Source organism: Halalkalibacter sp. APA_J-10(15) (assembly GCF_023017105.1).
Lineage (GTDB): Bacteria > Bacillota > Bacilli > Bacillales > Bacillaceae_D > Halalkalibacter.
The window spans coordinates 25,518-41,874 of sequence record NZ_JALKEV010000007.1 but is presented as its reverse complement, the minus strand read 5'-3'; the positions used below and the strand labels follow the sequence as shown (position 1 = coordinate 41,874).

At 38.3% G+C, this 16,357-nt stretch carries 16 protein-coding genes; 6 read left to right on the top strand and 10 right to left on the bottom strand.

The window, feature by feature from the left end; all coding sequences use genetic code 11:
* Positions 1-100 precede the first annotated feature (100 nt).
* Complete coding sequence (locus MW695_RS09950) at positions 101-559, top strand: hypothetical protein (RefSeq protein ID WP_247105158.1); 459 nt, start codon at positions 101-103, stop codon at positions 557-559.
* Here MW695_RS09950 and MW695_RS09945 read toward each other — a convergent pair.
* On the bottom strand, positions 551-1,258 hold the full coding sequence (locus tag MW695_RS09945) for a DNA alkylation repair protein (RefSeq protein WP_247105157.1): 708 nt from the start codon (positions 1,256-1,258) through the stop codon (positions 551-553). The two genes, MW695_RS09950 and MW695_RS09945, sit on opposite strands and share 9 nt — an antisense overlap.
* Before the next feature lie 149 nt (positions 1,259-1,407).
* On the opposite strand from MW695_RS09945, the gene MW695_RS09940 reads away from it, so the two are divergent.
* From MW695_RS09940 to MW695_RS09920, 5 genes are all read left to right on the top strand, one after another.
* On the top strand, positions 1,408-2,169 hold the full coding sequence (locus MW695_RS09940; protein WP_247105156.1) for a MerR family transcriptional regulator: 762 nt from the start codon (positions 1,408-1,410) through the stop codon (positions 2,167-2,169).
* A gap of 426 nt (positions 2,170-2,595) precedes the next feature.
* Positions 2,596-4,524 (top strand): endonuclease MutS2, encoded by a 1,929-nt coding sequence (locus MW695_RS09935; RefSeq protein ID WP_247105155.1) that lies wholly within the window; start codon positions 2,596-2,598, stop codon positions 4,522-4,524.
* Between the two features lie 380 nt (positions 4,525-4,904).
* Positions 4,905-6,386, top strand: coding sequence for an OmpA family protein (locus MW695_RS09930; protein WP_247105154.1), 1,482 nt, complete (start codon positions 4,905-4,907; stop codon positions 6,384-6,386).
* Between the two features lie 18 nt (positions 6,387-6,404).
* Positions 6,405-7,502 (top strand): hypothetical protein, encoded by a 1,098-nt coding sequence (locus tag MW695_RS09925; protein WP_247105153.1) that lies wholly within the window; start codon positions 6,405-6,407, stop codon positions 7,500-7,502.
* A complete protein-coding gene (locus MW695_RS09920) occupies positions 7,503-8,387 on the top strand; it encodes a hypothetical protein (RefSeq protein ID WP_247105152.1) in 885 nt (294 codons plus the stop codon).
* A 332-nt stretch (positions 8,388-8,719) separates the two neighbouring features.
* On the opposite strand, the gene MW695_RS09915 is transcribed toward MW695_RS09920, so the two are convergent.
* The 9 genes from MW695_RS09915 to MW695_RS09875 all read right to left on the bottom strand — a co-directional run bounded on the left by MW695_RS09915 (position 8,720) and on the right by MW695_RS09875 (position 16,356).
* Positions 8,720-9,130: a DUF3021 domain-containing protein gene (locus MW695_RS09915; protein WP_247105151.1), complete on the bottom strand. Its 411-nt coding sequence runs from the start codon at positions 9,128-9,130 to the stop codon at positions 8,720-8,722.
* On the bottom strand, positions 9,127-9,579 hold the full coding sequence (locus MW695_RS09910; protein WP_247105150.1) for a LytTR family DNA-binding domain-containing protein: 453 nt from the start codon (positions 9,577-9,579) through the stop codon (positions 9,127-9,129). Before MW695_RS09910 ends, MW695_RS09915 begins: the two co-directional genes overlap by 4 nt.
* Positions 9,580-9,598: 19 nt before the next feature.
* Positions 9,599-10,345, bottom strand: coding sequence for an ABC transporter permease (locus MW695_RS09905; protein WP_247105149.1), 747 nt, complete (start codon positions 10,343-10,345; stop codon positions 9,599-9,601).
* Between the two features lie 26 nt (positions 10,346-10,371).
* Positions 10,372-11,253 (bottom strand): ABC transporter ATP-binding protein, encoded by an 882-nt coding sequence (locus MW695_RS09900; RefSeq protein ID WP_247105148.1) that lies wholly within the window; start codon positions 11,251-11,253, stop codon positions 10,372-10,374.
* Between the two features lie 279 nt (positions 11,254-11,532).
* Entirely contained in the window at positions 11,533-12,087 is a 555-nt protein-coding gene (locus MW695_RS09895) for a DUF1697 domain-containing protein (RefSeq protein WP_247105147.1), read from the bottom strand.
* Between the two features lie 206 nt (positions 12,088-12,293).
* Positions 12,294-13,391, bottom strand: a complete 1,098-nt coding sequence (locus MW695_RS09890) for an ABC transporter permease (RefSeq protein ID WP_247105146.1) — start codon at positions 13,389-13,391, stop codon at positions 12,294-12,296.
* Entirely contained in the window at positions 13,388-14,653 is a 1,266-nt protein-coding gene (locus MW695_RS09885; RefSeq protein ID WP_247105145.1) for an ABC transporter permease, read from the bottom strand. Before MW695_RS09885 ends, MW695_RS09890 begins: the two co-directional genes overlap by 4 nt.
* A gap of 12 nt (positions 14,654-14,665) precedes the next feature.
* Positions 14,666-15,598, bottom strand: coding sequence for an ABC transporter ATP-binding protein (locus MW695_RS09880; RefSeq protein ID WP_247105144.1), 933 nt, complete (start codon positions 15,596-15,598; stop codon positions 14,666-14,668).
* Between the two features lie 125 nt (positions 15,599-15,723).
* The gene (locus MW695_RS09875) at positions 15,724-16,356 is read right to left on the bottom strand and encodes a response regulator transcription factor (protein ID WP_247105143.1); all 633 of its coding nucleotides are present in this window, start codon (positions 16,354-16,356) and stop codon (positions 15,724-15,726) included.
* Position 16,357: the final 1 nt, after the last annotated feature.

The window sequence follows — 16,357 nt, the reverse complement described above, 5'->3', positions numbered from 1 at the left end:
AAATATTTATTACATCTGTATACTGTAGCAATTTAATGCGTATAATAAGACAACGTATAACCATACTAAAAAAATAAATCTCTTGCTGGAGGAACACACAATGGTCACACTCTTTTCTTGGTTTTTAATTCTTGCACCTTGGCCTTTACTCATCCCCTTAAATTCAACGAGAGTCAGACAATTTGTATCAGTTGCTTTTTTTACGTTTATATTAAACTCTATTATATTTCAGATGGCAGAAATATACAATTGGTGGGAGATAACAAACAACGTTCCATTTTTAACTTCGATTGCTTCCTTTTCTTATGGATTTTTACCCGTTATAACAATCATAGTGTTCTATTTTACGTATCCAAACCCATGGCTTTTCTTTGGAGTAAATCTCTTTATTGATACCTTTCAAGCATTTGTTATCAGTCCCTTTGTGTTTGAAAAAATTGGGCTTTACGAATTAAACACGATTAATCATTTCGGTCTATTTCTTTTAATTCTCGTTAATGTCCCTTTCATTTATTTCTATCAGAAATGGTATGAGAAAAAATTAGACTATTCATCCTAGAATGGATAAATAATATTGCTTTGTTTCATTATCAAATTTCTCAACTGCCATACGCAAGGTCATTCTCGACATCTTATGAGCATACTGATCAAGAAAGGCTTTTAGCTTCTCATTATTTCGTTTACCAGCTTCTCGAATCCAGCTTCCAACAGCCTTCTGAATAAGTTCTTCTTCATCAGCAATTAATAGTTCCGCAATCCGAAACGTGTCATCTAACTCATCTTGTTTAATAAAGGCATACGTACTAACAATCGCTGTTCTTCGCTCCCACTTATTATTAGAACGAGCAAGACGATAGAGAATATCTCTAGGACGATCTAATAAGTACTTCCCAATCACTGAAGGTGCACTGCGATCAACAAAATCCCAGTTGTTAATGCGATCATGCCTGTGAATATACAGGTCAAATAATGCTTTTCTCGTGTCCTGCGAGAGCTTTCTCTGCTTCGCTTGGAAATCCATAATGCTAACAGCACCCATTCTCACTTCATAATAAGGACTCTCAAGAAGCTTTTCAATTTCTGACAACGGCATCTTAATAAAACGTTTAGCCGTTTGAAACACGGTTTTCATGTGTAATCCCAAGCATAATGTATGAGGATCAGAGTCTTTGAAAAATCGCTTCATTCTTTCCACATCATTTTCATTTTGGTGCTGCTCTAACTCATTAATAAAAACATCAGCTTTATAATCTTCCATTCTTGTCCCCACCTCTCTTTCTATCATATATCGATAAAACCGAAAATACATCATACTTTACATGATGTCATATTTTTTTGAAAATCATCAAATTCCATTGACCTTTACGTTACGTAAAGGTGTATGATCAACTTCAAGGAGGGTTCACGATGGAATACACCGTTCAAAAACTAGCGCAAATGTCTGGTATTAGCGGACGTACACTTCGCTATTACGATCAAATTGGGCTATTAAAGCCTGCGAGAGTCAATTCATCTGGCTATCGAATATATGGCAGAAAAGAGGTTGATTTGCTTCAGCAAATTTTATTTTATCGCGAGTTAGATCTTCATTTAGATGTGATTAAGAGGCTGATTCATCAGCCTGATGTTGATCAAACAGAAGCGTTGAAGCATCATTACAAGCATTTAATGAGAAAACGTGACCGCCTTGAAAAAATTCTCAAAACGATGAGAAAAACCATTAACAGCTATGAAGGAGGTTTAAACATGACAGACAAAGAGAAATTTGAAGGCTTAAAAGATCAATTAATCGCCGAAAATGAAGCAAAATACGGCAACGAAATTCGTAACAAGTATGGTCATGAAACAGTTGAAGCAAGCAATACCAAATTAAAAGGTATGTCCGAAAAGGATTACAATGCGATGCAAGCATTAGAACTTGAGTTGGTTTCTTTATTAAAAGAGGCCATTTCAATAGGTGATCCTGCTTCAGATGTCGCACAACAGCTTGCTCGAAAACATAAAGAATGGCTCATGTATTCATGGCCACGCTACTCGCATGAAGCCCATGCTGGACTTGTTGAGATGTATGTGCAGGATGAACGGTTTAGGGATTATTATGATCAGAGGGTGAAAGGTGGGGCTGCCTTTTTGCGTGAAGCGGTGTTGACCTATATTAGTAAAATATGATCGTAATTGCCCGTTAAGAGCGCTTCCTCATGCTGGCTTATGCAATACCTCATATCGTATTTGAACCCTACATGGACCACCTTCCCGACAAGCTCATTGACAAAAGTAAGATACATGTATACACTTTGAGTAATTACACAACCTTTACGTTGATTGCTCCCTTAGAATGGGGCATAAAGGAGTTTGTTTTATGAGTGTGAGTGTTCTTAACTAATCCGTAATTGGATACGTACGAATCGGTCAAAAAAATCGACAGCTCGTCGGTTTATTTGTGCTACCTTTTCGTACTAGTTAAGAACCGAGCAATTTTAGACACCTGTCTGACACTTTTGGGGTCTATTCAACGTAAAGGGCGAACGAACGCCTCAAGCGATTGCTTGAGGCGTTTTTTGTGTACATTTTTATACAGAAAGGATAATTCTTATTATGAACAATAGATCCCTTCAACAACTCGACTACCAGCACATTTTAAAAACCGTGACTTCATTTGCCTACACAGAACGGGCAAAGGAAACGATTAAGAAGAGTAAACCAGAGCTTGTCAAAAAGCGTATTGAACACATGCTAAATGAGGTACACGAAGCCTCCAAAATTCTCGAAATCAACTCGAGTGTCCCGATTCATTCGCTTGACGATATGACCTCCTACCTAGAGCAAGCGAAAAAGGGGTTATTTTTACAACCAAGTCAGCTCCAGCGTGTCCTTTCCTTTCTCGAGCATTGCCGCAAGCTTAAAATGTTTATGCGCGATAAAGAGACAGTAGCTCCGAACGTCGCGACGTATGTACAATCAATCGAAAACATGGCTAATATCGAAAGTGACATCGCACGCAACCTTCGTAACGGCCAAATTGATGACCATGCCACACCAGAACTGGCAACCATCCGACGACACCTTCGGATAAAACGAGCAGAGGTAAGGGAAAAGGCAGAAACTATGTGTCGCTCAAAAAAGCTTGCTCCGTATCTTCAAGAGAGCATCATCGTAGAAAAGAATGGACGTTTCACCATCCCAATCAAAAAGCAATTTCGTTCTAAAGTCTCCGGCGTTATCATTGACACGTCCTCTTCAGGAGCGACCGTGTTTATGGAGCCGAAAGAAGTGACAGCACTATACGATGAATTGAATGACCTGCTTGCTGCTGAGAACTACGAAGTAGAAACAATCCTTTATACATTAACCGCAAGTATTCTAGATATTGAAAAAGAGTTGAACATAGCAATAGACATTATGCATTTCTATGATGTCCTATTTGCTAAAGCGAAATACGGTCAAACCATCGACGGCTCCATCCCCGCTTTAAATGAAGAATACTTGATCCACCTCGATGAAGCGCGCCATCCTCTATTAGGTGAGCAAGCGGTGCCTCTCTCCTTAACGTTAGGGGTTCACGAGCGAGCACTTATCATCATGGGTCCAAATACAGGTGGAAAAACGGTGACATTAAAAACGGTTGGGCTTCTTACCTTAATGGCTCAGACAGGTTTGATGATCCCTGCTGGACCTAAGACATCGCTTCACGTGTTTCAGAAGCTATTCGTTGACATCGGTGATGGTCAAAGCATCGAACAAAATTTAAGCACGTTCAGTTCAAGATTAACTAACATTATTCACATTCTTGAAAACGCCGATGATCAAACATTAGTGCTCGTGGATGAGCTCGGATCGGGAACTGACCCAAACGAAGGAATGGCTCTTGCACAAGTTCTTTTGGAACAACTTTTTGCAAAAGGCGCAACGATTTTAGCGACAACCCATTACCGAGAGCTAAAGACCCTTTCTAAGACGCACGATGGCTTTTTGAATGGATCGATGGAATTTGATGTAAAGACACTTCAACCAACCTATCGCCTCTTATTAGGGGAAATGGGCAATAGTCAGGCTTTCGATATTGCCTTCAAGCTTGGTCTCCATCCAACGCTCATTCATAAGGCTCGACAGCTAACAGGTAATCCATTTAATGAAACCCGATATTCTATAACAGATATCGATCAAAAGCAAAAGCACCGTTACGAAAATCAATTACGTACAACAAACTATATGCGCACAGAACGGAAATCAAAAAAATCACCAATCCCCTTATTCGACCAAGGAGACAACGTGACCGTTTCTCCATATGGTGCCGTTGGTATCGTCTATAAAGGACCTGACGAGACAGGAAACTACGTTGTGCAAATCAAAGGGGAAAAGCAGCGCATAAACCATAAACGTTTAACTCTTCATATCCGTGCGAGCGAGCTCTACCCACCAAACTATGATTTCGATATTATCTTCAAATCGGTAGACTACCGTAAAACGAAGCACCAGCTCGAACGAAAACACATCGAAGGCCAGATTCTTAGAGAAGAAGAGTAACTAAGAAAAACCGCGCAACGGTTTTTTCTTAATTGCGCTGTGCTGTTACAAAGGTTTGAGTATTTCGAAAGTGGAACGTTTCAATCTACGCACTCATTTAGTGTCAATCGTATTCGCTACATCTTTTAAAAATCTTGTGGGGAGCGGTTTTCTCCCCACAAGACGCGTAGCGAACGGCGCCATTCCCTTGCTTCTTGAGGTGCTTTTTGAACACGCTCTCTAAAGGGCGATTCTGATTTTTTAAAAAACTATGAAAAAAAGAGCATGAAATTGTACTCATGCCTAAAATTATACAATTTGCTATGATTTAAAATGGTCATATTGTGTCATTTTTTGTAAAATTAATCATTCAAGTCATTTTCAAATGAGGAGGTTACGATATGGATAGGGTGACTCTTACTGTTTGTTTACTTTTTATTGTTTTCTTCACAGTAGGTTGTGGGTCTGAACAAGAGACGAGTCTTGATGAGGATCATCAAGTCATTGATGAAACACCTGAGGAACCTGATGTAGAAGTAGATGAAGAAACGAAAGAAGATCAAACAACCGATTCGATTGAAGAAGAGGAGTCGTTAATGGAAGAATCAGAATCAGTGGGCGAGACTGAGCCTGTTGAAGATGAGGAGAAGCGCGATGATATAGGTGATTATAGCGTCTATATGGGAGGTGAAATGCTCGAAACCGAGGATCAAATCATTATTTACGGGGAAAGTAATTTGCTTCCAGGTGCTCGTATTTTCGGAGAAATTCTCGTTGGCGATGAAGACGACTTAGTCTTTTTTAATGATACATCAGAGATTGTTCAAGAAAACGGAGAATTTTATATAGAGCTGGACAATCACAATTTAGGCGAGGAAACAATTGTACGAGTGAGATTTCACTTTGATGGTCAGCAGGATCAAGCAATCATTCGCCATTATGGCGATCGTGGTCAGAACTTAGAAGGTCCATATATATATAGGCACCAAGGTCAAGTAGGGGGCGGAAACCCACAAAATATTTTCAATCAAGCGATGGTGGTGGCTTCATTTGAGCCGAGTGAGGAAAAAGCCATTCGTCACTTTAGAGAAGCAAATTGGCACCCTATTCCTGAAGATATGGGTGACGTCCGTGTTTGGATTGAAGTTGATGAAATCAATAATGACGGTGAATTTTATTATTTACAAGGACGAAGTAATCTAAGTGAAGGTGCAACAATTTTTGTTTCTTTTGGTAATAGAGGTCGTCAAGATGAAACACGCATTTTGCCTGATGGCTCATTTTACTTAAAAGTTCCTTATGAATATAAGGAGGATTCCAGCTTTACCATTCGTTTTGATCCAAGTCACTTTACCCAGTGGAATGAAACACAAGAACGTTATGGTTCAAGAGGACAGAAGCTAGTTGGTAATTTAGTCGTTCCTGATAAATATAGCGATAAACAATTTATTGAAACGTATATCGAACAGGAATCAACGACAATTGATGTGCCTGATAACGTTGAATTGACGATTGATGGATCAGAAGTCACTATGCTAGTGCCAGATAATGTTCTATTTGATTTTGATGAATATGAATTAAAGAATTCATCAAAAGAAACGCTCGACGAAATTGGTGAGACTTTAAAGAATTCCTTTAATAAAAAGGACTTTGATATTGTCATTTACGGACATACCGATAATATTGGAAATGACCAATATAATCTAGACTTATCGAAAAAGAGAGCAGATGAAGTTCGGAACTATTTAGAGGACCAGCTCGATTCAAGCGAAGTAACCTTCACAACGGAAGGGTTGGGTGCAGACAGACCCATTGCTTCAAATGATTCAGAAGAAGGGCAAGCGAAAAATCGCAGAGTTGAAATTGTCATCAATTTAAAATAATTCAGGGGGCTATATCTTATGTTAAAAAGCTATAAATGGTTAGGAAGTTTGCTAGTTGCCTTTCTTTTAGTTCTAGTTACGGCATGCGGTACAGATACAAGTGGAACTGAAGGTGACGCCGGAAAAAGTGAAGAGGATGTAGCAACAAATGAAGAAGAGGATGCCGTAGAAAACGAAGATTCTGAGCCAGAGAGTCCGGAACAAACTACATTAGGTGATTATGTCATTGATTTTAGTGGCCGTGTCATTGAGGAAGGCCAAACGTTTATTATCGAAGGACAAAGTAATTTAATTGCTGGTTCACGCCTTATCGGAGAAGTACTTGTAGATGAAGGTGAGACTATCTACTCAGACAGTACCGAGCTTGTCCGAGAGGATGGTAGTTTTTATATTGAGTTAGATCATCACCAGTATGGTGAAGCAGAAATTATCGTTCGCATGGACTTTGATAGTGTTCAAGAAGATCATGTAATTAGACATTATGGCGATAGAGGCCAAAATTTAGACGGACCATTTATTTATAGACACAAGGTATTTAATAACATTTATAAAAAAGCCGAAGCGAAAGTGTTTTATGATCCAAGTGATAACAATGAATTAGTCATTCAAGCACCAGATTGGTATGAACTTCCAGAAGATTATGGTGATCCTCGTGTTTGGATTGAGGTTGACGACATCCAAGAAGATGGAGAATATTTCTACATCCATGGTCGTAGTAACCTATTAGAAGGTAGTGAAATAAAAGCTGAATACAGATATAACCGCGATACCACACAAGTATTACCAGATGGATCATTTAATTTTAAATTTGATTATGAATATTTAGAGGATCGCGACATCGTTATTACATTTGAACCGTACAATTTTCAATGGAATGAAATAGAAGAAGCATATGGTGCGAACGGCCAAAGACTAGTTGGTAACCTTGTACAAACTAACCAGTATAACACTGATAGACAATATGTAGAAAAAAGAATTCCATGGGATGAGAAACGTTCTGAAAGCGGTAGCAGTAACGAACCGAACACCATGGAAGATAGTGACGAAGACTTAGATGATATAGAGGATCTAGATTCTGATGAAGAAGATGTAGATTCGGAAGAAGACGAGGAATAGGTGACACAAATGCTAAATACGTATCAAAGTCGAATCATGTTCTTAATGATTCTAGGCTCACTTTTATTGTTAGCAGGCTGCGGGAACTCATTAGGTGACACGAATGTCTATCTAGGCGGTAATGTGATTGAAAAGGACGATCGCATATTAATTGATGGTCGCACTAATTTGATTGAAGGTTCAAGAGTGACAGGAACGTTATTTGTTAACGAAAACGAAGTATTTTTTGACACTACTGAACTGGTAGATAATAAAGGGCATTTTAATATGGAGCTAGAGCATCATCAATATGGAGATGCTGAGGTTGTCATCACATTTGACTTTTACCATAGTATGCAAGAGGAAGAAATACTTGAACACTACGGTGAAACTGGTGAATTAATGGAAGGACCATATGTCTATCTAGCACAGCATTGGGACCTTGAACGTGTTTATCAAAAAGCCGAAATTCGTTTACCACTGCTCGCACAAGACGAAGAGAATGAGCATGAATTTAGTGAACCTGAATGGGGAGAACCTCCTGAGGATGCAGGTGACCCTCGAGTTTGGATTGAAGTAGATGAAGTGACAGAAGATGGCGAATTTTTCTACGTAGAAGGAAGAACGAATTTATTGGAAGGTAGTGCGATAACAGGCTTTTATTCAGACCGATGGGGTCGTGAAGACGAAACAAGGGTAAACCCTGACGGAACTTTTGAATTAAAAATTGAATACACATATTCAGAAGAGCCGTATTTCACCTTGCGTTTCAGTCCTTATCACAATCAATGGGAAACAATTCGTGAAGCATATGGACGTGACGGAGAAAAGCTTGTTGGGAACCTTGTGGAAAGATCAAATTCACACCAATCTATTGAAGCCATTATTGAATATGAGCAAGATTAATGTTAATCGTCCTTTTAGTGATTCACTTGTACTTCTTTTATTAAAAACACCTTTGAGAACATTTGAACTGTCCCTTTAAAACGGGACAAGAAAAAATACTTACGCTGCCATAGCCCTGAATTCAACAGGCTGTGGCAGTTTAGTTTTACAAATAGTCATATATAGTTATAGATATTATATGTGAGATTTCCAATTGGTTGAGATAACCAATGCTCTACATCATTCCTAAATAACGAAAAGTGCACGAAACAATTAAACGATTCGTACACTCTCTTTCAACATTGCTTCCTACTTTCTTAAGAACTAGCCTCCTTAAAAACAAAGCCTCTCCCCTAATCTTTTTTCGAAAGACTGTCATTCATCGATTTCTCAATCCTTTTGTAGTACAAATAATAGCCAGTCCACATGAGTGCATAAAAGAGGATAAAAATAAGGCTAGTCAACAGAATAGCAAGAACCGTTAGGGGCACCCAACCAACAATCAAAGCAATAATGAAGTAAAAACTAATCGACATCATAAAATGGATGACTGTCTGTTTTAATAAACTCCAATCATTCGCTTCAAAAATAAAGGAAGACAAACCAAAATAAATACCGATAATAAAAGAGCAAAGCATTGAAGCCCACACGTAGAAAATAGTGGTTTCTATATCATTAAAGTGTATGATCGTTAGTACGATGAATGTGATCAACCCACCAAAAGCAATTCCTGTCATCATTCGTTTTACCGCTTCTACTATCATAGTTTCCCTCCTATCGTTAATCTCTTTTTGATAGGATTCACAAAATTCCTAGAAATATATTCCTTGTTCCCGGAGTAAAAATAAACACAAAGGTTCCCGTTGAATGATAATTCAAAACGGTCAATATGATTGAGATTACCGATAACAGACTTAGAAAAGCGCATATAATGAAAGGGGGCTAAAATTTCTTCAATTTCATAGAGCTTCATTCTTAACTCGACACGACGACTCTCCATACACGCAAAAACTTTTCTATTTTCTGCGTAGATAAAATCAATATCATTAGGGTCAAGCAGTACGGTCTGATCGGACTCAAACCCAAACAGTCGTCTCCGATTTTTCCCTTTAATAATATTTACGATTTCCTCTAGCTCCTCCGTCCACTCATTCGTCTTAATTGTTATAGATGGTTCAGAGTGTTTATCATCAATATCGATGTTTACCTTCACCATTAAGCCCCCTTTGCAACTATCCCTTTGCTCGCTTTAAGAAGTGCGGATAACAGACTAACGCTATTACAAAAGCTACGATACCAAAACTAAACAGAATAACGATTGTCCGAAAGAATTCTCCTATCTGAAGTGTGCCTGCCATGGCTTCCTGAACAGCTTGATGTCCCCAATATTGCGGCAAAAACAAGCTTATTGTCTGAATCACATTAGGCATCATATCGATTGGCATCCATAGCCCTCCAAGCACTGCACCTCCCAAAGCGATAACCTGTGTCAAAGCAACTCCCATGTTATTTGTTTTAACCATCATCGCAAGTGCCAGTCCAAGTCCTGTCACTGTAAATGTCAAGGTTATGAAAATAACAAGTAAAAAGATAGGTTGTTCTAATGGTACATCATATACAAGCTTTCCAAACATCAACAATACTAACACTTGTAACATAACGACGTACATATAAGAGACCCATTTTCCTAATAAATAGCTGTACGATGACAATGGGGTACTAGCCATTCTAGCAACCATACCAATATTGCGATCCTTAATAAAAGATTCAGTCATTGATATCATAATAAAGAAAATAAACATAATTGTATACCCTGGTACGATTGATAATATCACTTGTTCGCTCTCTGCTTCACTAGTACCAGACGTGAATACAGATATGAATAATACGGTAAAAGCAATAGGTAAAATAATCGTCCAAAATAAAAGGCCTCTATCTTGAAGGTTTTTCTTCAACTCTAATTTCATAATCGCATTCATTTGTTATCACCTTCCTCCTATTTTCACTAATCTCTTAGTTTACTTCCGGTTAATGAAAAGAAAATGTCCTCTAACCTTGGCTGAACAAGTTCTAAACGTTCAATCCGTCCATCTTCCTTCTTACAGAAGTTGATCACTTCCTCCATCGTACTAAGTGGATCTTTAGTCGTTATCACACATCCGCCATCCTTGTCTTTTACTATATTAGTCTGATTTAATTGACTAGGGATACAGTTTTCTCCTTTTACATAAATAGATGGAGTTGCGTGTTCAGAAAGCAATTGGTTAATTCCCCCACATTCAATAATCTGACCGTTGTCAATAAATGCTGCCTCATCACATATTTGCTCAATTTCTTCCATATAATGACTTGCATATATAATCGTGCTTCCTTGCTTCTTTAATTGATCCACCATCTCAAAAATGTATCGGCGCGACTGAGGATCAACACCGACAGTCGGCTCATCCATAATAATAAGATCTGGTTTGTGCAAAAGCGCACATCCAATATTTAAGCGTCGCTTCATCCCACCAGAAAAGGTGATCACCTTTTCCTTCGCTCGCTCTTTCAGCCCAATTTCCAATAAGACTTCATCCACACGTTTTAATAACTCTTTTCCTCTCAACCCATAAATATTTCCGAAAAATCGTAAATTATCATAAGCCGTCACCGTTTCCTCTAATGCAATATCCTGCGGGACATAACCGATCTTCATTTGATTTTTCGGAAGCTGAACCTTTCCCTTGTAATCTCTAATGACCGAAGAGATCACTTTAATCAAGGTTGACTTACCTGCCCCGTTAGGACCAACTAACCCAAAACAAACTCCATTCGAAATAGTCAATGACACATTAGATAATGCCTTTTTACTAGCATAGCTTTTATTGATATTCGTTAAAGTTAACAATCTTAACCTCCTCCTTCCTTTGTATATATAGTATGATCAGAAACGTCCCTCTTTGTTATAAATGGAATAAGACGCTTTTTCTACTGGATGAAATACAAGATATCATGTATGTGTTAAGAAAAACGCGTAGCGTCTTTTCTTAATTGCGTCGTGTATAGTCGTTACAATGGGTTCAAATTATTTTGAAAGTGGGATTCTTTCAGAAGAACTTGTAACGAATCCATTAAAAAAGGTTACCTTAAAGGCCTAGCATGACCTATTAAGATAACCTAAAATACTTTATTCAATTGTAGTAGGTTGAGCTTGCATTCGTTCATAAATCTTGCGAACGGTATTGACATTTCTTACTGTCACTTGTTTGTATAGCTTAGATCCCACGATTCTCGACATACCACTTTTTGTTATATTTTCTTTATCAACCGACCAGAGTATCGCACCAGGTACATATTTCACTGTATCAATGCTTGGTTTAATGACCAACTTTCCAAGTACCGATTCATCATCAACTTCATCCCATAAGAACATAACATCACTTTTCATGTCTTTGTCGTTTTTCCATGTTTCTGGAATAGCATGTATCATTTCTCTGATGTCATCAAAACTTCGTAAGACGACTTTGATTGGCAATTCAAAATCATTATGGATCACTTCTTCTAATAAATGTGCTAACTCTCTTTTTGATCGATCATAATATGTAAAAATAATATTACCTGTATTAATGTATGTTACGACATGATTCATTCCAGCTTGTTCGAACGTTTGTTTAAGCAATTTCATGTCTATTTTGTTTTTCCCACCCACATTAATCCCGCGAAGCAGAGCGACATAGACCATCAGCATCATCCTTTGAAATTTTTATCTACACCGTATACTAACTTCGACAGAAACAGCGATGTCCCTTCTTAGGTGAACTAACTTTAAGCCTTCATTGAATTGTCCCGCTAGCTTCTTCTCACACTTCCTTACATGAATTTTATACATTCTAATTATCTAATCAAAGTAAAACGCCATGAGAGGAATTCCCATGACGTTTCCAACTACTAACTCCTACGCTCAATCAGGTTAATTCCAACCCCCATTGCGATCACACCTATTAACAGTATGATGACAAGCTGCATGATCACGTCCTGAAAACCTGCACCATAGAAAGCAACAGACATCACTGCATCCATCGCATGTGAAAACGGAAATAGATCGGCAACAAACACTAACACAGGGTGTGTAATCGTCTCTGGTGGCATATAAGCTCCACTAATTAGCGGTAGAAGTGGTATGACTGATGGATAAATCGCATAAAATTGCTCTGGCGATTTGACAAATCCTGTTATCAGCATAGCTATGCTAATCATACTGAAAATAAAGAATGTAGCTATCAATATGATTAACCAAAGGTTGTCACCCACTTCGTAATTCATCATATATTTGAACACGAGCAAAACGACCGTGACTTGAAATAAAGCAATAAGAAAACTATATATAATATAACCGCAATACATACTCGTTTTACTCAAAGGAGATAAAATCATCCGATCCCAAACTCCTGAAACTTTGTCGCTTGTCACATTGTTTACTCTTAAACCGAGAATAAACATCGATACAAAAAAAGTAAATGCAAATAATAACTGAGTACTCATATTAAATTGCGGAATCTCTTCCGTTTCAAGCCCCTGAGTCTCTAACTGAAACGGAGCATTAGCTAGATAGCTCTCAATTTCTTCTCGAACCTGGTCATCATTACTAGAGCTAGCAATGGCACTTATTTGTGCCTCCCGCTGAAATACCTTATCTACATGCTGTTGTACATAAGGAATCGTTGGAAGCTCACTTGCTATTACTAAGCGATAATCCTGCTCCATTAGTTTTACTGCTACATCGACTTTTCCACTTTGCACATCATCACGAGCTTGCTCTGATTCCACGATGACAAACTGAAATGAATCATCAACATTTAGTAGTTCTTCCCATTTTTCTTCAATCTCTGTGGCATTCTCTTCCTCACTAAATACATAAACCGTTGTCGGAGAATACACACCTCCAGCAAATAAGAGAGTCATGAGAATACTACCAGCAATAAATAATAGTATCATTAAAGGGTTTCGTTTATCTTTGGCAAACTGTGCCCAAATTACAGAATTCAATTCGTCTTCCCCCTTTTCGGATATAACGCTAATGCAATGGTCGTAAATAGTAGAAAATGACCTATTAATAACAGGCTTGGTGTTAAAATCGTGGAGAACTGTTCAAATTGAACCCACTCCGTTAAGATGACTAAAGATTGCCCATTCGGTGTCCATTCGCCCAGTTCTTGTAACCAGTTAGGTAAAATAAAAACGGGAACAAAATTCCCACCACTCATACCGAATAGTAATAAAACAATCATAAATATCCCACTTGCTGCATTAAGGTCCTTTACTCTTAGCGAAATGCTCGTAAACATGGCAGCTAAGCCAGCAATCGCTAATGATAATACCATCACAATCCCAACAACACCAAACCAAAAAGCTATCGTACGATCAGGGAAAACATCTAAAATAAAATGAGACAGTACAAAAACAAACATAATTTGTAACCAAACTAAGCAAAACGTTGAGGCTATCTTCCCAAGCAAAAATTGTAGTGGATGACTATTCGTCAAAAGGATTCGATTAATGACTTGTTGCCTGAGTTCCTCTCCTGTTTTCGTAGCAACCGTTACAGCTACAAATAAAGAGAACAAGATCCCCATCGCGATCGTAAAATATTGTGATACCGTAAAACGTTCTCCTGCTCCTACTGCTTCAAAGCCTCCTTCAGGCAATAGAATTTCCGCCTCCGCAGCTCCCCCTATTTCCTGTAAAGCAAACTCATTATTCATATGTTCAATAAAACCTTGAACAATTTGATAGATCGTACTACTGTTAATGGTCTCTCTTTCCATCTTGTAAATAAGTGACGTCGTCGATGGTTCACCTACAAACACAGCATACAAGCTGTCTACAGTAAAACCATCCGGTATAACGAGGATTCCGTCTAAATCCCCTTCTTCGACTTTTGCAACAGCTTCGGATTCCTGTAGCTCATGAACAGTTAACCACTCGGACAACTCATCACTATTGAAATAATCAAATAGTAGTGACGCTGGGCGTAAATGGCTAGCATATTCTACAAATTGCATCACATCGTCTTCACTAGATGACACTGCCATCAACTTTCCCTCTAAGATGTCGAGACCTTCTCTTTCATCATCTTCATTGACAATAGCCAACTGTAGGTCTAGCTGCTCTTCATCATCACTACCAAACATTCCAGAAAAAGCAAAATTCATGACTAATACTAAAACAATCGGTAATGTTAATATCGTAACAAGCTCCTTACGATCACGCCAAAATAGTAACAAATCCTTCTTGATAAAGCTCCACATGCCTACACCTCCTTAATCCCTTAATGTCCGACCAGTCAAATGAAGAAATACATCCTCCAAACTAGGAGTCTCTCGATGGAAATTAATCATTTGGATTTGATACTGATCAGTAAGATGAACAAGATCTCTAATTAAATCATTTCCTTTTTTTGCAATGATCTTCATTTGTACATGGGTAGCCTCGACTTTACGAACACCTTCAATTACCTTCACACGATCAACGAAGGCTTCGTCCATTTTACTTAGCTCTACTTTTATCGTATCTTCTGTCGATAAAATGCTAAGCAGCTCCTCTTTCGTTCCAGCAGCAATAATTTCACCGTGATCCATAATGTACAACCGATCACAAAGCTGTTCCACTTCCTCCATGTAATGACTTGTATATAAAACCGTCGTTCCTTCTTTTTCATTTAACATGCGAACCATTTCCAAAATGTGATTTCTCGATTGTGGATCAATTCCAACAGTGGGCTCATCTAGAATGAGTATTTTCGGTTGGTGTAGCAAGGCGGCTGCAATGTTTATTCTTCGTTTCATCCCTCCAGAAAAAGTTTTCACCAAATCCTTCTGTCGATCCTTCAACCCAACAATTTCCAAAGCATTCTCAATACTCTTTTCTAATTCCTTTCCTTTTAACTTATAAATGGATCCGAAAAATTTCAGGTTTTCATAGGCTGACAGCTCCTCATAAATCGCTAACTCCTGAGGTACAACACCTAAAACCTTTCTAATCTCTCCTGGCTTATGAATAATGTTCGTACCATTGAGCTTAATTTCACCACTAGTAGGCTTAATCAAACTAGACATCATTGAAATGGTCGTTGATTTTCCAGCGCCATTTGGCCCTAATAATCCGACTGATTCACCATGATCCAAATATAAATTGACATCCTGTACGGCTTTCTTCCCTTTGAATGATTTACTTAAATGAATGGTCTCAAGCATTTCGTATTGCCTCCTTAAGGTTTCTCAACTCTCTTATTTGCATGATAAAACAAAAAAACCAAAGTCACTACTGACTCTGGTAACGTTCCTTTCCATCACTTATGACTTTTGTCACTTTATTGTTATCATACGAGTCGATGTTTAATCGCATAAATCGCCAGCTGCGTTCGGTCTCTTAATTGTAATTTATCAAAAATATGACTCGTTTGATTTTTAACGGTTCCGACTGACAAGCCTAATCGCTCTGCTACTTCTTTATTATTTAATCCTTCACCAATACACGTTAAAATCGCTCTTTCTCTTGGAGTTAAAGTTGGATCTACGGTCTCCTCCTCTTGGCTTTGAAGTAAGGTAGGCATGACCTTAGCCGCCACCTTATCTTCTAGGGAAAGTCCACCATTCATCGCACTTTTTATCGAACGAATTAGTGATTGTGTATCACCATTTTTCAGCATATAACCACTAGCCCCTAACTTTAAGGCCTCCACAACTAATTCATTATCATCAAACGTAGTGAGCATAAGGATCTTTATGTGAGGAAAACGAGAACGTATAATCTTTGCTGCTGCAATCCCATCCATCTCAGGCATCCGTATGTCTAAAATCGCTACATCAAAAAAGTGCTTTTCACATAGGCAGACCGCCTCCTTACCATTATCTGCTTCACCCTTTACACTAATTTCTTCGTCTGTTTCCACCATCGCTTTCAAGCCTTGGCGCACCATCACTTGGTCTTCTGCTAACAATACTTTGATCATG